Here is a 19,405-nt window from a genome sequence, read left to right as displayed (position 1 = left end):
TAAGCGCTTCGACTTCAAGTGTCCGATCGAGGTTATGGACGAGGTGATGCAGGAAGCTATGGCTATGCGGCATGATGCTCCAGCTTCAATTCAATAACCGTGTTGCACTCAGCTCCTGTAACCGCCCCCTCAATCATTTTGCCGACTTGGTCGACGACATCGAACGACGTTTAGCAATGATTTTTCATCGACTGTTAGAGGGGGCAAGCCCGGTTATTCGACTGTATATCAATGGAAAATCAGTCATTCCGTGGGATCCGTTTATGACAGGGCATCCCTCGAAACCATGGCATTCTCCGGTCGCTCGAATTCTTACACCATCGGGTCTTGTTGAAGCTCAATGCCATGTCCTACCACACAAGGATCGACTTTCTGACGAGGAGTTTAGTCGGGCTGGAGGGACAGAAGGATGGACCTCTCAACAAGGATTTTACGTCTATCGGAATCATCGTTTGCTTCTGGCAGGTGGTTGGCTTGGGTTAGGTCAGGGGCGCGCATGGAACCGAGAAGAGCCTCATCGGCTCGCTAGAATCAGGTTGGACATACCTAATACTGCTGATTCTGCATGGAAGATCGACGTCAAGAAATCCACCGCTCGGCCTCCTGTAACAGTACGTCCATGGCTTACAAAGTTAGCCGAGGACACAAGAGAGAGAGCCAGACGAGTATTTGCTTTTCGTGGCACGCCAGCGCTCGGACCAGGAGGTGTCAAAATCGAGCAAGAAGCGTGGCGTGTCGAGAGACTCAAAGACGGTGTTCGCTACCGCATTGATGAGAGGCATCCGGCGGTGGCTGCGGTAATTGATGCTGTTGGCGGTAATGCTGGCCTTGTTCGGGCGATGTTACGCGTGGTTGAGGAAACGGTACCGGTACAGCGAATATGGCTAGACACTGCCGAAAATAAGGACACCCCAATTACTCACTTCTCAGGAGAGTCGGAGACGGCTACCGATGGCGTCAGAGCAGTCCTGCTTACCCTATTTCGAGATATGGTCGGTCGACGTGGAATGAGCTCTGAAGCGGCCGTGAAAGCCCTGTCCCTGACGGATCCTTTTCAGAAATACCCAAATCTAGTCGCGTCTCTTCCGAGTATCGCGACAATACCCGAGGAAGGGAAAGCGCAATGACGGAAGAGCAGCGCAAAGTATTTCAGCGAGTCGTCAGCGTGGCTCAGACATTTTTGGTTGAGGCCATGGAGCTGGGGATAGTTACTCCGAGCCTTATCGCCGAAAAGGTCGACTTTGTCGCGACTCATATGGCACCGGGGGAAGATGTCGACCGCAAAGCAGCGGTGGCGGAACTTATTCGCCGCTACAGCTTATGGATAGGGGATGCGTCTACCCTCGCAGATAAGACTGGTCACAAGGATTGGCTTAACGCGGCTCGTAGGAGGGATTGGCGCTACTGGCAGCGCTACCGCGACTTCCTTGAAAGCAAGATGTCGGTCAAGGCTGTGGATGCCTTAGACGACGCTACCAACAAAATTCTAGAACTACTTGAGGACCCTGTTCGTGAGGAAGGTTGGGATCGACGTGGGCTCGTAGTCGGGCATGTACAGTCCGGTAAAACGGGCAATTACACAGGCTTGATATGTAAAGCAGCCGACGCAGGTTACAAAATCATCATTGTGCTTGCGGGCCTTCATAACAACCTACGGTCCCAGACACAGATTCGATTAGAGGAGGGGTTTCTCGGTTATGAAACGTCCGCAAAAAACGATGTTGTCCGATACATTGGAGTGGGTGAAAACGGGCGTGATGCTGAGATCCGCCCAAACTGTGCGACGAACCGTTCAGATAACGGTGATTTCAACACTAAGATTGCGAAGCACTTAGCCATCTCCCCTGAGCAGAGACCCTGGTTGTTCGTGGTTAAAAAAAATAAGACGGTTTTAGATCGTCTTCTTAAGTGGATTCGTAACCACGTCGCAGACTCCAAGGACTCTGATGGCCGTCCGCTAGTCTCAGGCTTCCCGCTGCTTCTGATCGATGATGAGGCCGATCATGCTTCCGTTGATACCGGGGACCAAGTAATAAGCAAAGATGGTTCTGCGGATGACGAATATCAACCAAAGGCCATTAATAGCCGCATCCGTAAAATCCTTCACTCGTTCTCTCGAAAGGCCTATGTGGGATATACCGCAACCCCATTTGCGAATATCTTTATTGATAGGCGCAAGACGACCAAGGATGAAGGTCCTGACGTTTTTCCGCAGTCTTTCATCATCAACATCTCTGCACCTTCAAATTACGTTGGCCCTGCGCGTGTTTTTGGTTTGCGTTCACCGGAGGGCAGACTTGGCGGCCTGCCGTTAACTCGTGAAGTGGACGATCAGACGGACGCTACAGGTGAGGACGGATGGATGCCGCCGCGACACGACAAGAACCACGCTCCTATGTTTAAGGGACAAGACCAAGTTCCTCCGTCTCTCCGAGAGGCTGTTTCGGCTTTCGTCATTGCTTGCTCCGTTCGCGTTCTACGTGGGGAGGATCTCAAACATTCCTCAATGTTGATTCATGTAACTCGTTATACCGCCGTTCAGGAAGAGGTTCGTCGTCAGGTTGAGGAGCTGGTCAAAGGTTATCGCCAGCGTGTGGAGCGAGGTTTCGAGAAGGAAACGTTAATGTCTGAATGGCGGCAGCTCTGGGAGTCAGACTTCGTTCAGACGTCGGACGCAGTGGCGAAGGCCATGGGGCAGATGGACGGGGAGTTTGTTTTGCCCGAATGGACAGATATAGAGGCTGTTTTGCCAGATGTGCTGGGTGATATTGCGGGTAACGTTAGAGCTATCAACGGCTCGGCCGGAGATGTTCTAGATTACGAAGAGCGTGAGGGGACCGGCCTTAAGGTTATTGCTGTTGGCGGTGATAAATTAGCCCGAGGCCTCACACTTGAAGGACTTTGCGTCAGCTATTTTGTAAGAAATACGAAAATGTACGACACGCTTATGCAGATGGGACGATGGTTTGGCTACCGTCCCGGTTATCTTGATCTTTGTCGCCTCTATACGACGTCTGATCTCGTTGAGTGGTTCGGGCACATAACCGACGCAGCAGAAGAGCTTCGTGAAGAATTCGACACAATGGCAAAGGTACATGCGACACCTGAAAGTTACGGTATGAAAGTTCAGTCGCATCCTGTTCTTATGGTTACCTCACCTATCAAGATGCGTAGCGCTAAAAGCTTACAGGTCTCCTTTTGCGGATCTGTCTTGGAGACCGTCGCTTTTCATCGCGACTCCTCTGTTATGGAGAGAAATCTAATGGCTATGGAGAGGCTTCTTGATGCAGCCGGGCCGCCGGTCGAAGGAGACAAAATAGTCCGGAAACGAGGCGATAGTACTCAGGAGTGGAGCGGGTTCTTGTGGAAGAACGTTTCAGCGGAGCATGTGATCGAATTTTTTTCCGGTTATCTGACCCACCCTGCCGCGCGAAAAGTGAATAGCGCCGTATTGGCAGATTTCATTAAGGTAATGGCTGCTAAGGGTGAACTCACATCTTGGACTATCGCTTTGTTAGGTGGAGGCGAAGGAGGAGAAGGAGGAGAAGGCGTATTTTGCGAAAAGTATAAACTAGAAAACATGGTTATTCGGAACCAAAACCCAAGTTCAAAAGGTGAGCATTACTCTATTGGGCGTCTCCTTTCACCGAGGGATGAATCGATAGATCTCGACGAAGAAGCGTGGATGTCCGCGCTGAAACTTACTGTCGAGGACAGGACAAAGGACCCTGCTCGAGGAACAGAGGAAACCGGTAAAGAACAGCCTAGAGCCCCGAGTGGAGTTTTTGTGCGGCAGGTTCGGGGGCTGGGTGCAAGTGGCATCATCGCTCGTCCGGAGCGAGGCGTCTTACTTTTATATCCCATCGCTCAGAAAAGCAAAGGGCTTTCTGAGGGAGGTCATCCTGTCATTGCATTTGGCGTAAGTTTTCCCGCAAGTCGTTTGACGACAACCGTCAAGTACGAAGTGGACCATTTACTCTGGGAAACTGAATATGCCCCGAGTTATTGAAGAGTTCGTAACGGCTTGGGAAGCCCTCTCCGGTGAGCGTGGTGAAGAGGGCGGTTGGCTTGGTATCCCTGTTGTCACTGTCGGTGAGTGTGAACTCATGGCAGCTCGCCGTTTTCCGGGCAACGAGGAAGCTCTTCTTGCTCGATTTCCTACGGTTCGAATAGGATCTTCTGTTCGCCTGCCCGAGGGTAGGGGATTCGAGATTGTCTTGGCTGATCCTCGTGGGGACGGCAAGACTTGGATTGCTCTTTCACGCAAAGAGTCGGGCAGCACTGAGCTGTTTTCAGAGATGGTCGGTGATGTGGTGGGGGCTATGGAGGCTTGTGCCGGAGAAGGTGAGAGCGCCATCCAGCAGACGATGCTCCGTAGGGTTCGTATGTGGCAACAGTTTATGTCTCGTGGGGCTGCGTTTCTTAGTCCCGAAGAAGAACTTGGTTTGATGGGTGAGCTTGCTTTCATGGACACTCTAATTAGGGCGGGAGTATCGTCCGATGAGGTGCTCGGAGGCTGGGTCGGCCCAGAGGATGCTCTTCAAGACTTCCAATTGGGGAGCGGAGCCATTGAAGTAAAAGCAACGTTGTCCTCATCTGGTTTCCCGGTGAAGATAACTTCCCTTGAACAATTGGACGACTCGGTGTCGTCTCCACTCTTTCTCGCAGCGGTTCGGTTTAGGTGTGGGGACGGTGGTATCACTCTCCCTGAAATGATCGCGGAAACCATGTATCGCCTACGCGGCGAGTCAGGAGCGGTCAGTTTTTTCAGAGATAGCTTAATGGTTGCCGGATATTCCGAAACTCAATCGAGATATTACAGTAGACGGTTTGAGCTGGAGGAAACGAGAGTGTTCGTCGTGTCCGAAAGCTTCCCTCGATTGACCACAGGAACCGTCCCTGTTGGAGTCACGAGGGCTCTATACGAGATCAACTTAGACCACGCTACAGAATTCCTTTCGGATCTCGAGACGGCTCTCAAACTACTAGGAGTAAACGGATGACGCTTGATGACTTTTTCGCTGAAACCAAGGTCGAGATAGCGACCCTGATGTCTGATGGCGCCCCCTTTGGTGAACTCGTTTTCTCTGAGGTAGTGATGCAGCATCTTGCTGATGCCGGAATGACTTTCGACCCAGTTGTTTGCCACTTTCAGGGAAAGGTCGGTAACGCTAATCTGCGTTTGAGCGGATATGCCATGTCTGAAGACGCTGACCAGCTTGACCTTTTCGTAAGTCTTTACGAGGGCTTCGAATGCCTGAGCCCAATCCCCGATCAGAACATCAAGACCGCGGCTGCCCAATGCATTCGTTTCTTAGAACTTTGTGCCGCCGGACGCATTGCCGAAAAACTTGATCCTTCAAGCGATGTCCATTCCTTAGCATTGACGATTCGAGAAATTTACGACGCACTTGAGCAGGTTCGTGTTTACGTGCTTACGGATGGCATAGCAAAGTCGAAGAGCTTCAAAGCGCGAGATGTTGGCGGCAAGCATGTCAAGCTTGAGGTCATGGATATAGAACGGCTTTACCGCCATCGTTCTGAGGGAAAACCTCGAGATGAACTAGTCATTGATTTCAATGAGGTTTCTGGTTCTCCACTGCCCTGTGTATTCGTACCTGGGGAGACCGGTGACTATGACTACGCACTTACAGCTATACCAGGCGAAGCGCTCCGGTTTGTTTATGAAAAGTTTGGCCCCCGTCTACTTGAGGCTAATGTGCGCTCATTTTTAAGCGTGAAAGCGAAGGGCGTGAATGCAGGGCTTCAAAATACTTTGCGAAATTCTCCGGAACGATTCATGGCATATAACAACGGTATCGTACTGGTTGCTGATGAGATGCGGCTCGGTCGCGCCGCAGATGGGTCGCCGGGTATCTCGTGGTTGCGAGGTATGCAAATTGTTAATGGTGGCCAAACTACAGCTTCAATTTTCTTCGCCAAGAAAAAATATGCTGATACGGACTTAAGCAAGGTCCGCGTTCCGGCCAAAATTATTGTTATGAAAGAGCAAGATCCTGCAAAAGAGGAGGCGCTTGTTTCAGATATTTCGCGTTACGCCAATAGTCAAAATGCTGTCCGACAGTCAGATCTATCCGCCAACAAACCCTTCCATGTTGATATTGAGCGTCTGTCGCTTTCTGTTTATTGCCCTGATGGTACGGGGCGATGGTTTTATGAGAGAGCTGCAGGCAGCTACAACACCCTTCTCGCTCGTGATGGTGTCACGCCAGCGAAGCTCCGTGCCCTCAAGGAGTCAGTACCTACCTCAAGAAAGATCACAAAAACTGAGTTAGCGAAGTACTTTACCGCGTGGGATGGCCAAGCTGATGTCGTCAGCCTAGGTGCGCAGAAGTGTTTTGATCGATTCATGTCTCGCATGACTGAGATGGAGGTTGACGGAGCGGCCTTTACTCCGGATGTTGCCTATTTTAAAGCCATTGTCTCGAAAGCTTTGTTATTTAAAGCAGTACATAAAGCTGCGCGACCATTGGTCCCCGCCTTTCTCGCAAACGTTGCTGCTTACACTGTTGCTTTAATTTCTACTGCTTACGGTGATTCCTTTAACCTTGACCGTATCTGGGCCAAGCAAGGCGTTTCGCCTCAACTCATTAAGCAAATAGAAATCTGGGCTCGGGAAGTTAATGATCGTCTTCATGAGACTGCAAGCGGTAGGATGATCTCTGAATGGGCAAAGCGTCCTGAGTGTCGCGAGGCTATGTTTTCCCAACCGTTTTCTCGTCCATTTGCAGATATTCCTGAGACGCTCTGATACTCCTGCTCGCAGGGAAAGCGCATAGCGTTGGTGGCGGCTTGGTAAGACACCAATTTCATAGTAAGGATGGCTAAGAGGATTCGTCCTTGTTTAGGGGCCATAGCGAAGACTATCTGGCACTTGATGCGGTGCTCGATAGTCTGCGCGGCGCGATCAGATATCCAATGAAGCCTGCCGATTTCTGCCCGACCGGTAGGAGTCTATGATAGTTGCGACGACTGCTGCGATTTTTCTAGCAAGTAGTGGCGGTACCGCATTTCCTATCTGAGTGTACTGTTGTGTTCTATTCCCCTCAAAAAAGTAGTTATCAGGAAAGGTCTGCAATCTAGCAGCTTCGCGAACAGTCAAGCTTCGGCACTGACTCGGGTCCGGGTGTATGTAGTAATGGCCATCTTTGGCTATGTGGGCAACGACTGTTGTAGATGGACCATTTTCCATCTGAACTCTGAAACGGTCACTAAATGGTACGGAGTCGGAAGATACGTTCTCATGAGCAGGCAGTAGCTGTGCAGGAAACTGGTGTATTTTTGGCGAGTAGCCATTCAGTCTTGCGTAGCATGCCGCATAGATGTACCGATGAAGATCTGAACGCATGTGACTCCTGGCTTCATGCTGCAGCACTCCTTTCAGCCGAGGGTCGAGGAACCACTCACGCTGTTTGATATTCATTTCTGGATCTACCTTCCAGTGTATGAATTTACTGCCATTGGACTCTAGTCTCTGTGCGTCAACCGCCGCTTTTCTCATCGCATCTATCAAGTTACCGTCGCCGGCTACGTACGATTTTAAAAGTAGAGAGCCTGCTTCACTCAAAGCTGACAGCCAAGCTTCGAGCGAATCACCGCCTCTTGAAATCTTGCTGCGAACCGGAGGAAGCCCTGAGAGCGCTTGCCCAACTGTAAAGAGAGTTTTGCTGCGTTCCATTACGAGCTTGTGAGGATTCTCCAGCAACGCGGGGCAGACTGAAGCGACGTCAGAGCGTATGCCAAGCAGAATAACGCGGTGCCTAGCCTGTGGAAGGCCGTGCTGTTCTGCTTGAATGATAAAGTCGTGTGGGTCCGGTTTTTCCACGTCTTTAGGAACGACTAAAGAGCGGATGTTGTACGAGAGATCTTCGGCAGGCGCCGAGAGGTCGTCAAAAATTTGCTGAAATATGTGTGAGCCACTGTGTTTCGAGGACAATATGCCTTTAACGTTTTCCATTACGAAAATCGTTGGTTTGAACTCACGAATAATCCGCAAATACTCTTTATAAAGAAAGTGCTTCTCGTCGTTTTCAAATTCCTCTTGGGTTTCGCGCGTGCGACGAGCGCGACCTGCCACAGAATATGCTTGGCAAGGAGGTCCTCCAATTAGAACCCATTCCTCTGCGCCAACCAGGGCTTCCCTTATCCATTTGTCGACTTCTTCCGGCGAGATTTTACCAAGCTCTGCGAGCTTTGCTTCTTGTGCTGCTTCTATGGCTTCTGCCGGTATGTCCGGATGCTTGAAAAGCTCTTCACGAGTAATTTCTCCCCGAATGTATTCATAGTAAGCCTCCGGGGCTTCGCCTTTTGGAAAAGCGCGAAACAATGCGCGTAGAGATAATGTGGCATGAGCGACAGGATCTTTCTCGATTGAGACGCGAAGCTGAAATTTACGTACTCCCTTCTGATGGCCACCGATTGAAGAGAATCCCTCCCCCAGTCCGCCCGGGCCTGCAAAGAGGTCGATAACCGGGATAGATTCCTTATATTTCATTGAATAGTCGGTGCGCCTAAGACAAAAATAAAAAAAGCGCATTGCTGCGCTCAGGAGATCACGCCGCCTGAGGGGCGGGCATTTATGTGCGAGAAATGGTAACGGTTCACTTGGTGGTCGGCAAGAAATGAACCTCACAAGAGGGCACTGGATTTTACCGTGTCCAAAATGCATCGCGGTAATTGCAGCATGCCCACACAGTCACGAGAAGGAGCTAGGCAATTCAATAGCTTATACGTTGAGCGTTGTGGTGCGGGACAGGCCCACCTTTCAGTGGGCGGCTTCGTGTAACATATTTCGATCTAGTGCCTTGAATAGAAAGCCCTGAAAAAATCAGGGCTTTTAGCGGGTCTGAGCCATTCGTTAAACTTGGCGCATTCCATTCCGATCGCTTAAGAAATCAATCCCAGCTCAACGCCCCACCCGTTTGATACTCAATTACCCGAGTCTCAAAGAAATTCTTCTCTTTCTTCAAATCCATGATCTCGCTCATCCACGGGAACGGGTTAGTCGTGCCTGGGTATTCTTCTTTCAAGCCGATCTGCGACAGACGACGGTTAGCGATGAACTTGAGGTAATCCTCCATCATCGCCGCGTTCATGCCCAGCACCCCACGAGGCATGGTGTCACGCGCGTATTCAATCTCCAGCTGCGTACCCTGCAGAATCATCTGGGTCGCTTCTTCCTTCATCTCGGCATCCCACAGGTGCGGGTTTTCGATTTTGATCTGGTTGATCACATCAATACCGAAGTTCAGGTGCATCGACTCATCGCGCAGGATGTACTGGAACTGCTCGGCCACGCCGGTCATTTTGTTGCGACGGCCCATGGACAGGATCTGGGTGAAGCCGCAGTAGAAGAAGATGCCTTCCAGTACGCAGTAGTAAGCGACCAGGTTGCGCAGCAGTTCCTTGTCGGTGTCGACGGTGCCGGTTTCGAACTTCGGATCGGAGATCGAGCGGGTGTACTTCAGGCCCCAGGCGGCCTTTTTGGCGACCGATGGAATCTCGTGGTACATGTTGAAGATCTCGCCTTCATCCATGGCCAGCGATTCGATGCAGTACTGGTAGGCGTGGGTGTGGATAGCCTCTTCGAAGGCCTGGCGCAGGATGTACTGGCGGCACTCCGGGTTGGTGATCAGGCGGTACACGGCCAGCACCAGGTTGTTGGCAACCAGGGAATCGGCGGTGGAGAAGAAGCCCAGGTTGCGCATGACGATGCGACGTTCGTCGTCGGTCAGGCCTTCAGGGTTGCGCCACAGGGCGATGTCGGCGGTCATGTTGACCTCTTGCGGCATCCAGTGGTTGGCGCAGCCGTCGAGGTATTTTTGCCAGGCCCAGTCGTACTTGAAGGGCACGAGTTGGTTGAGGTCGGCGCGGCAGTTGATCATGCGCTTTTCATCAACGGCGACGCGGGCGGAGGCGCCTTCCAGCTCGGCGAGGCCTTCGGCAACGTCGAGTTTGTCCAGGGCGGCCTTGGCGCGCACGATGGCGGCCGAATCATTGGCGGTGACGGCGCGGGCTTCGATGGCAGCGGCAGCGCCGGCACCGTCGAGGCGGTCCATGTTGGCTTCGGTGGCGTGGCCAGCGTTGGCGCCTTTGGTGGCTACTTCGCCTTCATCTTCTTTGTCGAATTCGTCCCAGCTCAGCATGACGTGTCGTCTCCTGCGTGAGGGCTCAAAGGTGCCCGTGTGAAACCGGATGGTTGGGTGTTCACACGGCCCTAGGGCCGCGGTGGATCTTAAGGAATCGTTTGTTGCAGCTAGCGCACGCATTAAACGGAATAGGGCTACGGGTGCTCTGCGTGAGGCTTGAGGTGCGCAGCGGTAGGTGCAAGCTCGCGCGGGATGCCTCAGGTCTGGCTCTTCGTCCCAGTGTAAAGGGATATTGCAGGCCCGATTTACCCGCGCATTATAGGGAAAAATTTGGGTTTGTGTTGCGGCGGATGGTCACTTGAGCGCGCCAAAATGACGTGGTTTTCGGCCAGAGCGAGTGTTTGCAAGGCTTTGCTGGGGATGCAAATTTCTGACGGGTGTTGGGAGAAATTTTATGGGGAGGGGAGGGAGCAGGTGAGAAGGGCTGTATGGGACGTCGTGGCTGAAACCGCCATCGCAGGCAAGCCAGCTCCCACATTTGATTTGCGGTGTATTCGAGGTGGGTTCTTGGCCGCAAGATTGATTTCTTGCGGCGACCAAGATCCGGGTTGAATCTAAATAACCAAGTTGCTAACCGTTAGAGCAACCATTGCCCATCACTTGATAGTTGAGGATGTGTCGTTGACCTTGGGAGTCTTCATATTCCATCTTTACCGGAACAACTTCACAGACTTCCGGAATACTGCTCATGGACAATACTTTAGCCACATCCAAGTGAGTGCTGTAGGTGTAATCCTCAACAATCGGGGCGTTGCGGCCAGCCAGTTCAGTCGGGGCCTCGTCGGCCAGGGCGGCGGTGGCGCACAAGCTGCTCAGGGCCATAACTAATAACGCTTTCATTGCTTCATTACCTTCTTCAGGGCGAAAGGGGGCACGGGGCCCTTGTGAGGCCGCGTGTGTCACTTAAAAGTTGGGAAGTTCGGATTAACGTTGCCTTCGTGGGGGCTGTTGCGTTGTTAATCAGAGTGCCTTGTTGGCGGAGTTGATTTTAGGCGCCTCGGTTATATTCATATACCCGTGGTTTTGATAAACACTTTTGGCGGTTTTTGTAACAATCGCCCTATCAAGGTTTTTTTAAGCTACCGGCAAGGCGCCACGGGCCCGGGCCAGAGCAGTAGCCGGCATAGCAGGGCAATTTGTAGGGTCTTGTTACTACCATCGTCGAATGGTTCTATAGGCTCACCCCGGCTACAACAGGGGCCATACAACAACAACTATTGTCACCGAGGTAAGAAAGATGAGTGCGGCTTCCCTGTACCCCGTTCGCCCCGAAGTAGCAGCCAACACGCTGACCGACGAGGCGACCTACAAGGCCATGTACCAGCAGTCGGTGGTCAACCCCGATGGCTTCTGGCGTGAGCAAGCCAAGCGCCTTGACTGGGTCAAGCCTTTCACCGCGGTGAAGCAGACCTCTTTCGACGACCACCATGTCGACATCAAATGGTTTGCCGATGGCACCCTGAACGTTTCCTACAATTGCCTGGACCGTCACCTTGCCGAGCGTGGCGACCAGATCGCAATCATCTGGGAGGGCGATGACCCTGCCGAGAGCCGCAATATCACCTACCGCGAGTTGCATGAAGAAGTCTGCAAGTTCGCCAACGCCTTGCGCGGCCAGGACGTGCACCGCGGCGATGTGGTGACTATCTATATGCCGATGATTCCCGAAGCCGTGGTCGCCATGCTGGCCTGTACCCGCATCGGTGCGATTCATTCGGTGGTGTTCGGCGGTTTTTCTCCCGAAGCCCTGGCCGGTCGCATCATCGACTGTAAGTCGAAAGTGGTGATTACCGCTGACGAAGGCATCCGCGCCGGTAAGAAGATTCCGCTGAAGGCCAACGTCGACGATGCGCTGACCAACCCGGAAACCAGCAGCATCCAGAAGGTGATCGTGTGCAAGCGCACCAATGGTGCGATCAAGTGGAACCAGCACCGCGACATCTGGTACGAAGACTTGATGAAAGTGGCGGGCACCGTCTGCGCGCCAAAAGAGATGGGCGCCGAAGAAGCGCTGTTCATCCTCTATACCTCCGGCTCTACCGGCAAGCCCAAGGGTGTTCAGCACACCACCGGTGGCTACCTGCTCTATGCGGCCCTGACCCACGAGCGTGTATTCGACTATCGCCCAGGCGAAATCTACTGGTGCACCGCCGACGTGGGCTGGGTCACCGGCCATACCTACATCGTCTACGGCCCGCTGGCCAATGGCGCGACCACAGTGTTGTTCGAAGGCGTGCCGAACTACCCGGACATCACCCGGGTGGCGAAGATCGTCGACAAGCACAAGGTCAATATCCTCTACACCGCACCGACTGCGATTCGCGCGATGATGGCTTCCGGCACCGCCGCCTGTGAAGGTGCTGACGGCAGCAGCCTGCGCCTGTTGGGCTCGGTGGGTGAGCCGATCAACCCGGAAGCCTGGGACTGGTACTACAAGAACGTCGGCCAATCCCGTTGCCCGATCGTCGATACCTGGTGGCAGACCGAAACCGGCGCCACCTTGATGAGCCCATTACCGGGCGCCCACGCGCTCAAGCCAGGCTCGGCCGCACGGCCGTTCTTTGGTGTGGTGCCGGCACTGGTGGACAACCTCGGTAACATCATCGAAGGTGCTGCCGAAGGCAACCTGGTGATCCTCGATTCGTGGCCAGGCCAGGCCCGTACTCTCTACGGCGACCATGATCGTTTCGTCGACACTTATTTCAAGACGTTCCGCGGCATGTACTTCACCGGTGACGGCGCGCGTCGCGATGAAGATGGTTACTGGTGGATTACCGGTCGTGTGGATGACGTGTTGAACGTGTCCGGCCACCGTATGGGCACCGCCGAGATCGAGAGCGCCATGGTTGCTCACCCCAAAGTCGCCGAGGCGGCGGTGGTGGGCGTGCCCCACGACATCAAGGGGCAGGGCATCTATGTGTATGTCACCTTGAAGAATGGTGAAGAGCCCAACGAAGCACTGCGCCTGGAGCTGAAGAACTGGGTGCGCAAGGAAATTGGCCCGATTGCCTCGCCGGACGTAATCCAGTGGGCGCCTGGGTTGCCGAAAACGCGCTCGGGGAAAATCATGCGGCGCATTTTGCGCAAGATCGCCACGGCTGAATACGATGGGTTGGGGGATATCTCCACCCTGGCAGATCCGAGTGTGGTGGCGCATTTGATTGAAACGCACAAGACCATGAACGTCGCGTAAGCGGGGTAGGTGGGACAGAGCCCCATTCGGTGGAAGCCGGATGGGGCTTTTTTTGGGGACTCGGAAGCACCGAGGTTCAATGTGGGAGCTGGCTTGCCTGCGATAGCTATTTATCAGTTAGCCCATCTTTGGCTGATACACCGTTATCGCAGGCAAGCCAGCTCCCACAAAGGGGTGTGGGTGGCGGTCTGACAGAGCCGTATCACAACCAAACCAATAAATATCGGTTTTCCCCGTAGGACGTTTCTGGATGTTACCGGCCCGCTCAAATGTGTAACCGCCCGCACAAACCTGGGGCAATGGACCCCGGCTACGCCCCGAAAAACCGCGTTCTAGACGCCCCAAAAAATAAGATTAAACGCCACACTTGCCGTGCTAGAAGGGTTTGCGAATAATAGGCCCGTAATTTGCAGCATCATCAGGTTTAATATCTTTTGTCTCTGCATAAAATTCAGAGGCTGTCAATGAGCTGGAACCGCTTTCTCGGTGCTTCTGTAAATTGTTGTCGCATTGAGGAAATATCGGCTTCCGGCCTGTCGTTAGAATGCCGATCACTCGCTCGTCGTCGCAGGTGTCGCCCGCGCAGGACGCAGCCCCGCTATTCGGTTACACCTTCGCGCATCGTGGGCCATGGCTCATACTGCTGTTTTTGCCCTATACCGATGGAGTCCCAAAGATGAAGAAACTCGTGCTGTTGGGCGCCCTGGCGCTGTCCGTGCTGTCCATGCAGGCTTTCGCCGAAGGCAAGCCACTGAAAATTGGTATCGAAGCGGCTTACCCTCCGTTTGCCTCCAAGGCACCGGATGGCAGCATCGTCGGTTTTGACTACGACATCGGCAACGCGCTGTGCAAGCAGATGGACGTGAAATGCACTTGGGTTGAGCAAGAGTTCGACGGCCTGATCCCTGCGCTGAAAGTGCGCAAGATCGACGCGATCCTGTCGTCCATGTCCATCACTGACGACCGCAAGAAATCGGTGGACTTCACCACTCGCTACTACCTGTCCCCAGCGCGTCTGGTGATGAAGGAAGGCACCACCGTCAGCGACAGCCTGGATGAGTTGAAGGGCAAGAAGATCGGTGTGCAGCGCGGTTCGATCCACGACCGTTTCGCCCGTGAAGTCCTGGCGCCAAAAGGTGCGGATATCAAGGGTTACAGCACCCAGAACGAAATCTACCTGGACGTGGCCGCCGGGCGTCTCGACGGTACCGTGGCTGACGCTACCCTGCTGCAGGACGGCTTCCTGAAAACCGACGCCGGCAAAGGCTACGCGTTTGTAGGCCCGTCGTTCACTGAAGCCAAATACTTCGGCGACGGTATTGGTATCGCCGTGCGTAAAGGCGACAAGGAAAACCTTGAGCGTATCAACGCAGCGATTGCCGCGATCCGTGCCAACGGCGAATACAAGAAAATCCAGGACAAGTACTTCGACTTTGATATTTACGGCGCTGATGCCAAGTAAGTAGTCGCAGCTGTCTGTCCGAAATGGCGCAAGCAACAGTCATCCTGAAGTTTGCGCCATTTTTTCATCCCCCTTTTCGAGGACCTGAATCATGTTGAAAGGCTACGGGGCCGTTATCCTCGATGGCGCATGGTTGACGCTTCAGCTCGCCTTGTCGTCCATGGCCTTGGCCATTGTTCTGGGTCTGATCGGGGTCGCGTTACGCCTGTCGCCGGTGCGCTGGTTGGCTTGGCTGGGTGACTTGTACTCCACGGTGATCCGCGGGATCCCCGACCTGGTGCTGATCCTGCTGATTTTCTATGGCGGCCAGGACTTGCTTAACCGCGTCGCGCCGCTATTGGGCTTTGACGACTATATCGACTTGAACCCCCTGGCCGCCGGTATCGGCACCCTGGGTTTCATCTTTGGCGCCTACCTGTCGGAAACCTTCCGTGGCGCCTTCATGGCTATTCCCAAGGGGCAGGCTGAAGCCGGCCTGGCGTATGGCATGAGCAGCTTCCAGGTGTTTTTCCGGGTGATGGTGCCGCAGATGATTCGGCTGGCGATCCCCGGGTTTACCAACAACTGGTTGGTATTGACCAAGGCCACCGCGCTGATTTCGGTGGTGGGTCTGCAAGACATGATGTTCAAGGCCAAGCAGGCGGCAGACGCCACCCGTGAGCCTTTTACCTTCTTCCTCGCAGTGGCGGCGATGTACCTGGTGATCACCAGCGTGTCGTTGCTGGCCTTGCGTTACCTTGAGAAGCGCTACTCGGTAGGCGTAAGGGCGGCTGATCTATGATCTTCGACTACAACGTCATCTGGGAGGCCATGCCGCTGTACCTTGGCGGCTTGCTGACTACCCTGAAACTGCTCGCCATCTCGCTGTTCTTCGGCCTGCTCGCGGCCTTGCCCCTGGGCTTGATGCGGGTGTCCAAGCAGCCGATCGTCAACGGCGTGGCCTGGCTTTACACCTACGTGATCCGCGGCACGCCGATGCTGGTGCAGCTGTTTTTGATCTACTACGGCCTGGCGCAGTTCGAAGTGGTGCGCGAGAGCTTCCTGTGGCCGCTGCTGTCCAGTGCCACGTTCTGTGCGTGCCTGGCGTTTGCGATCAACACCAGCGCCTACACCGCCGAAATTATTGCCGGCAGCCTCAAGGCCACGCCTAACGGTGAGATCGAAGCGGCCAAGGCCATGGGCATGTCGCGCTACAAGCTGTACCGCCGCATTCTGTTGCCGTCGGCCCTGCGCCGTGCGCTGCCGCAGTACAGCAACGAAGTGATCATGATGCTGCAGACCACCAGTCTGGCGTCCATCGTTACCCTGATCGACATCACCGGTGCCGCGCGTACGGTCAATGCTCAGTATTACCTGCCGTTCGAAGCCTATATCACCGCCGGCGTGTTCTACCTGTGCCTGACCTTCATCCTGGTGCGCCTGTTCAAGTTGGCCGAGCGCCGCTGGCTGAGCTACCTGGCTCCACGGAAGCACTGATATGGAACGTATCGATCATCTGCTGCCCTGGGGGCATTTGGGCTGCGAGCGCCAACTGAGCGTGTTCCGCTTTGGCAGCGGCGAGCGCAAGGCCTATATCCAGGCCAGCCTGCACGCCGATGAGTTGCCGGGAATGCGTGCCGCATGGGAGCTGAAAAAACGCCTCACCAAGCTGGAACAGCAGGGCGCCCTCAACGGCGTGATCGAGCTGGTGCCGGTGGCCAACCCGATGGGCCTTGGCCAGCTGTTGCAAGGCAGCCACCAGGGGCGTTTCGAAGTGGGCAGCGGCAAGAACTTCAATCGCGACTTCGTTGAGTTGAGCGAGCCGGTCGGCGCATTGTTACAAGGCAAGCTGGGCGATGACCCGCACGCCAATGTGCGCCTGATTCGCCAGGCCATGAGCGATACGCTCACCGCCTTGCCCGAGCCGAGCAGCCAGTTGCAAGGCATGCAACGCATCCTGCTGAGCCATGCCTGCACCGCCGATGTGGTGCTGGACCTGCATTGCGACGCCGAAGCCGCACTGCACATGTACGCGCTGCCCCAACACTGGCCGCAGTGGCGGTCGCTGTCGGCACACCTGAATGTGAAGGTCGGCCTGCTGGCGGAAGATTCCGGCGGCAGTTCGTTTGACGAGGCGTGCTCGTTGCCGTGGCTGCGTTTGTCGCGCCTGTTCCCCGAGGCGCAGATTCCGCTGGCCTGCCTGGCAACGACGTTGGAGTTGGGCGGCCAGGCCGACACCGGCCGTGATGAAGCCATCTTCCACGCCGAAGGCATCCTTGCGTTCCTCGCCGAACAAGGCTTGATCAAGGGCGAGTGGCCCGCGCCGCAACACGAACCTTGCGAAGGTGTGCCGTTCGAGGGCACCGAACTGCTGTTCGCGCCCCATGCCGGGGTGATCAGTTACCTGCGTAAAGCGGGCGACTGGGTAGAAACCGGCGATGAGATTTTTGAAGTGATTGACCCCCTGACCGACCGCGTAAGCACTATTTGCGCGGGTACCTCGGGGGTGTTGTTTGCCGTTGAACGGCTACGTTATGCCCAAGCGGGTTTCTGGCTGGCCAAGGTGGCGGGGCGCGAAGCGCTGCGTCACGGGCGCTTGCTCAACGACTGACCACCTGTTTTTGTGAGAACCGACCGCATGTACAAGCTTGAAGTCCAAGACCTGCATAAACGCTATGGCAGTCATGAAGTGCTCAAAGGTGTGTCCCTGGCCGCCGCCGCCGGTGATGTGATCAGCATCATCGGTTCCAGCGGTTCGGGCAAAAGTACCTTTTTGCGCTGCATCAACCTGCTGGAGCAGCCCCACGCCGGCAAGATTCTGCTCAATAACGAAGAGCTGAAACTGGTGGCCAACAAGGACGGCGCCATGAAGGCCGCCGACCCCAAGCAACTGCAACGTATGCGTTCACGCCTGTCCATGGTGTTCCAGCATTTCAATCTGTGGTCGCACATGACCGCGATTGAGAACGTGATGGAAGCCCCGGTGCACGTGTTGGGCATATCCAAGAAAGAAGCCCGTGAGAAGGCCGAGCATTACCTGGCAAAAGTCGGCGTGGGCCATCGTAAGGATGCATTCCCGGGCCATATGTCCGGTGGCGAGCAACAGCGCGTAGCGATTGCCCGTGCGCTGGCGATGGAGCCTGAGGTGATGCTGTTCGACGAACCTACTTCGGCACTGGATCCGGAGCTGGTGGGCGAAGTGCTCAAGGTCATGCAGGACCTGGCCCAGGAAGGCCGCACCATGGTGGTGGTGACCCACGAAATGGGCTTTGCCCGCGAAGTGTCGAACCAGTTGGTGTTTTTGCACAAAGGCATTGTTGAAGAACGGGGCAATCCTCGCGAAGTGCTGGTGAACCCGCAGTCCGAGCGCCTTCAGCAATTCCTGTCCGGCAGCTTGAAATAGTCAAGGTTGCCACCCATTCCCTGTAGGAGCGAGCTTGCTCGCGAAGATCGTCAACGATAACGCGGGAAGCCTGATACCCCGTGGCGTTCTCAGGTTTTTCGCGAGCAAGCTCGCTCCTACAGGAGGGCAGGGCTTCATTGTTTTTGAGATTTGTGTTGGTTTACGGGCTAGCATTGGCCCACAGCTTCTTTCACCGTTTTCGCTCCGGATAGCACTCCATGACCGCCCACAAAATTGGTTTCCTGATTTGGCCCAGCACAAAAGCACTCACGCTTGCGCTGGCTGAGGAGGCCTTGCGCGTCGCTCAGCGGGTGCATCCGGATGTGGTCTACGAATTGTCGTTTCTGCAGGCCGAGCCGCAAACCGAGGGCGCCTGGCAACTGCCGGGCGAGCCGTGGGCCGGCAAGCTGGAAGGTTTTCAGAAACTGTTCCTGCTGGCGGATGAGCCGCCTGCCGCTATCGCCTCCCAGCTCAGCACAGCGCTCAAGCAGCTGGTTCGGGCTGGTTGCGTGATCGGCGGGTTATCGGCGGGCGTGTACCCATTGGCCCAGCTTGGTTTGCTGGATGGTTATCGTGCTGCCGTGCATTGGCGCTGGCAGGACGACTTCGCCGAACGCTTCCCCAAAGTCATCGCCACCAGCCATCTGTTTGACTGGGACCGTGATCGCCTGACCGCTTGCGGCGGCATGTCGGTACTTGACCTGCTGTTGGCGGTATTGGCCCGTGACCATGGCGCTGAGTTAGCCGGTGCAGTGTCTGAAGAACTGGTGGTGGAGCGCATCCGTGAAGGTGGCGAGCGCCAGCGCATTCCGCTGCAAAACCGCCTGGGTTCCAGCCATCCGAAGCTGACCCAGGCGGTGTTGCTGATGGAAGCCAATATCGAAGAACCGCTGACCACCGACGAAATCGCCCAGCACGTGTGCGTTTCGCGACGACAACTGGAACGCATCTTCAAGCAGTACCTCAACCGCGTTCCCAGCCAGTATTACCTGGAACTGCGCCTGAACAAGGCGCGCCAGATGTTGATGCAAACCAGCAAGTCGATCATCCAGATCGGCCTGTCGTGCGGCTTCTCCTCGGGGCCGCATTTCTCCAGCGCCTACCGTAACTTCTTCGGCGCTACGCCCCGTGAAGACCGCAACCAACGGCGCAGCAGCAGCCCGTTCGAGTTGTCGTCGGTGCCCTCCGAGCGCGGTTGA

14 protein-coding genes and 1 pseudogene are annotated in these 19,405 nt (G+C 54.9%); 12 read left to right on the top strand and 3 right to left on the bottom strand.

Annotated elements, in window-relative coordinates:
- Positions 1-71: 71 nt before the first annotated feature.
- Genes JFT63_RS29825 through JFT63_RS27775 form a run of 4 tightly spaced genes read left to right on the top strand, consistent with a single transcriptional unit; the run spans position 72 to position 6,772 of the window.
- Positions 72-1,127: a hypothetical protein gene (locus JFT63_RS29825; RefSeq protein WP_233102431.1), complete on the top strand. Its 1,056-nt coding sequence runs from the start codon at positions 72-74 to the stop codon at positions 1,125-1,127.
- The gene (locus tag JFT63_RS27785; protein WP_198845197.1) at positions 1,124-4,009 is read left to right on the top strand and encodes a Z1 domain-containing protein; all 2,886 of its coding nucleotides are present in this window, start codon (positions 1,124-1,126) and stop codon (positions 4,007-4,009) included. The genes JFT63_RS29825 and JFT63_RS27785 overlap by 4 nt, the downstream gene beginning before the upstream one ends.
- A complete protein-coding gene (locus JFT63_RS27780) occupies positions 3,993-5,003 on the top strand; it encodes a PD-(D/E)XK motif protein (RefSeq protein ID WP_198845196.1) in 1,011 nt (336 codons plus the stop codon). Before JFT63_RS27785 ends, JFT63_RS27780 begins: the two co-directional genes overlap by 17 nt.
- Positions 5,000-6,772, top strand: coding sequence for an AIPR family protein (locus tag JFT63_RS27775; protein ID WP_198845195.1), 1,773 nt, complete (start codon positions 5,000-5,002; stop codon positions 6,770-6,772). The genes JFT63_RS27780 and JFT63_RS27775 overlap by 4 nt, the downstream gene beginning before the upstream one ends.
- A gap of 156 nt (positions 6,773-6,928) precedes the next feature.
- Here JFT63_RS27775 and JFT63_RS27770 read toward each other — a convergent pair whose 3' ends face one another.
- From JFT63_RS27770 to JFT63_RS27760, 3 genes are all read right to left on the bottom strand, one after another.
- Positions 6,929-8,515, bottom strand: a complete 1,587-nt coding sequence (locus tag JFT63_RS27770; RefSeq protein ID WP_198845194.1) for a DNA cytosine methyltransferase — start codon at positions 8,513-8,515, stop codon at positions 6,929-6,931.
- A gap of 400 nt (positions 8,516-8,915) precedes the next feature.
- Positions 8,916-10,166 (bottom strand): ribonucleotide-diphosphate reductase subunit beta, encoded by a 1,251-nt coding sequence (locus JFT63_RS27765; RefSeq protein ID WP_198845193.1) that lies wholly within the window; start codon positions 10,164-10,166, stop codon positions 8,916-8,918.
- A gap of 573 nt (positions 10,167-10,739) precedes the next feature.
- Positions 10,740-11,009, bottom strand: coding sequence for a DUF2790 domain-containing protein (locus JFT63_RS27760; protein WP_198845192.1), 270 nt, complete (start codon positions 11,007-11,009; stop codon positions 10,740-10,742).
- A gap of 397 nt (positions 11,010-11,406) precedes the next feature.
- Between JFT63_RS27760 and acs the strand changes: the two genes are divergently transcribed.
- From acs to argR, 8 genes and pseudogenes are all read left to right on the top strand, one after another.
- Positions 11,407-13,362, top strand: a complete 1,956-nt coding sequence (acs, locus tag JFT63_RS27755) for an acetate--CoA ligase (RefSeq protein ID WP_003193632.1) — start codon at positions 11,407-11,409, stop codon at positions 13,360-13,362.
- Positions 13,363-14,038: 676 nt separating this feature from the next.
- Positions 14,039-14,824, top strand: coding sequence for an ABC transporter substrate-binding protein (locus JFT63_RS27750; protein ID WP_043050341.1), 786 nt, complete (start codon positions 14,039-14,041; stop codon positions 14,822-14,824).
- A gap of 91 nt (positions 14,825-14,915) precedes the next feature.
- Complete coding sequence (locus JFT63_RS27745; protein WP_003193627.1) at positions 14,916-15,605, top strand: ABC transporter permease; 690 nt, start codon at positions 14,916-14,918, stop codon at positions 15,603-15,605.
- Complete coding sequence (locus JFT63_RS27740; RefSeq protein WP_003193625.1) at positions 15,602-16,300, top strand: ABC transporter permease; 699 nt, start codon at positions 15,602-15,604, stop codon at positions 16,298-16,300. Before JFT63_RS27745 ends, JFT63_RS27740 begins: the two co-directional genes overlap by 4 nt.
- Position 16,301: 1 nt before the next feature.
- Positions 16,302-17,414 carry a succinylglutamate desuccinylase/aspartoacylase family protein gene (locus JFT63_RS27735; RefSeq protein ID WP_057704175.1) on the top strand — a complete coding sequence of 371 codons (1,113 nt, stop codon included), beginning with the start codon at positions 16,302-16,304 and terminating at the stop codon, positions 17,412-17,414.
- Between the two features lie 27 nt (positions 17,415-17,441).
- Positions 17,442-18,206 (top strand): ABC transporter ATP-binding protein, encoded by a 765-nt coding sequence (locus JFT63_RS27730; protein WP_014719598.1) that lies wholly within the window; start codon positions 17,442-17,444, stop codon positions 18,204-18,206.
- 34 nt (positions 18,207-18,240) lie between these two features.
- Positions 18,241-18,327, top strand: a pseudogene (locus tag JFT63_RS29820) (outer membrane lipoprotein carrier protein LolA); the annotation flags it as partial.
- Positions 18,328-18,424: 97 nt separating this feature from the next.
- Positions 18,425-19,405 carry a transcriptional regulator ArgR gene (gene argR, locus JFT63_RS27725; RefSeq protein WP_034128470.1) on the top strand — a complete coding sequence of 327 codons (981 nt, stop codon included), beginning with the start codon at positions 18,425-18,427 and terminating at the stop codon, positions 19,403-19,405.

Origin of the sequence: Pseudomonas sp. MF7453, assembly GCF_016405455.1 — a bacterium.
Lineage (GTDB): Bacteria > Pseudomonadota > Gammaproteobacteria > Pseudomonadales > Pseudomonadaceae > Aquipseudomonas > Aquipseudomonas paralactis.
Note: the sequence above shows the minus strand (reverse complement) of the source record. Positions and strands in the feature narration are given on the sequence as shown.

Excerpts from the sequence above, each read along its gene's own strand:
- JFT63_RS29825 (WP_233102431.1), top strand. The coding sequence starts at position 72 with ATGATGCTCCAGCTTCAATTCAATAACCGTGTTGCACTCAGCTCCTGT.
- JFT63_RS27785 (WP_198845197.1), top strand. The coding sequence starts at position 1,124 with ATGACGGAAGAGCAGCGCAAAGTATTTCAGCGAGTCGTCAGCGTGGCT.
- JFT63_RS27780 (WP_198845196.1), top strand. The coding sequence starts at position 3,993 with ATGCCCCGAGTTATTGAAGAGTTCGTAACGGCTTGGGAAGCCCTCTCC.
- JFT63_RS27775 (WP_198845195.1), top strand. The coding sequence starts at position 5,000 with ATGACGCTTGATGACTTTTTCGCTGAAACCAAGGTCGAGATAGCGACC.
- JFT63_RS27770 (WP_198845194.1), bottom strand. The coding sequence starts at position 8,515 with ATGAAATATAAGGAATCTATCCCGGTTATCGACCTCTTTGCAGGCCCG.
- JFT63_RS27765 (WP_198845193.1), bottom strand. The coding sequence starts at position 10,166 with ATGCTGAGCTGGGACGAATTCGACAAAGAAGATGAAGGCGAAGTAGCC.
- JFT63_RS27760 (WP_198845192.1), bottom strand. The coding sequence starts at position 11,009 with ATGAAAGCGTTATTAGTTATGGCCCTGAGCAGCTTGTGCGCCACCGCC.
- acs (WP_003193632.1), top strand. The coding sequence starts at position 11,407 with ATGAGTGCGGCTTCCCTGTACCCCGTTCGCCCCGAAGTAGCAGCCAAC.
- JFT63_RS27750 (WP_043050341.1), top strand. The coding sequence starts at position 14,039 with ATGAAGAAACTCGTGCTGTTGGGCGCCCTGGCGCTGTCCGTGCTGTCC.
- JFT63_RS27745 (WP_003193627.1), top strand. The coding sequence starts at position 14,916 with ATGTTGAAAGGCTACGGGGCCGTTATCCTCGATGGCGCATGGTTGACG.
- JFT63_RS27740 (WP_003193625.1), top strand. The coding sequence starts at position 15,602 with ATGATCTTCGACTACAACGTCATCTGGGAGGCCATGCCGCTGTACCTT.
- JFT63_RS27735 (WP_057704175.1), top strand. The coding sequence starts at position 16,302 with ATGGAACGTATCGATCATCTGCTGCCCTGGGGGCATTTGGGCTGCGAG.
- JFT63_RS27730 (WP_014719598.1), top strand. The coding sequence starts at position 17,442 with ATGTACAAGCTTGAAGTCCAAGACCTGCATAAACGCTATGGCAGTCAT.
- argR (WP_034128470.1), top strand. The coding sequence starts at position 18,425 with ATGACCGCCCACAAAATTGGTTTCCTGATTTGGCCCAGCACAAAAGCA.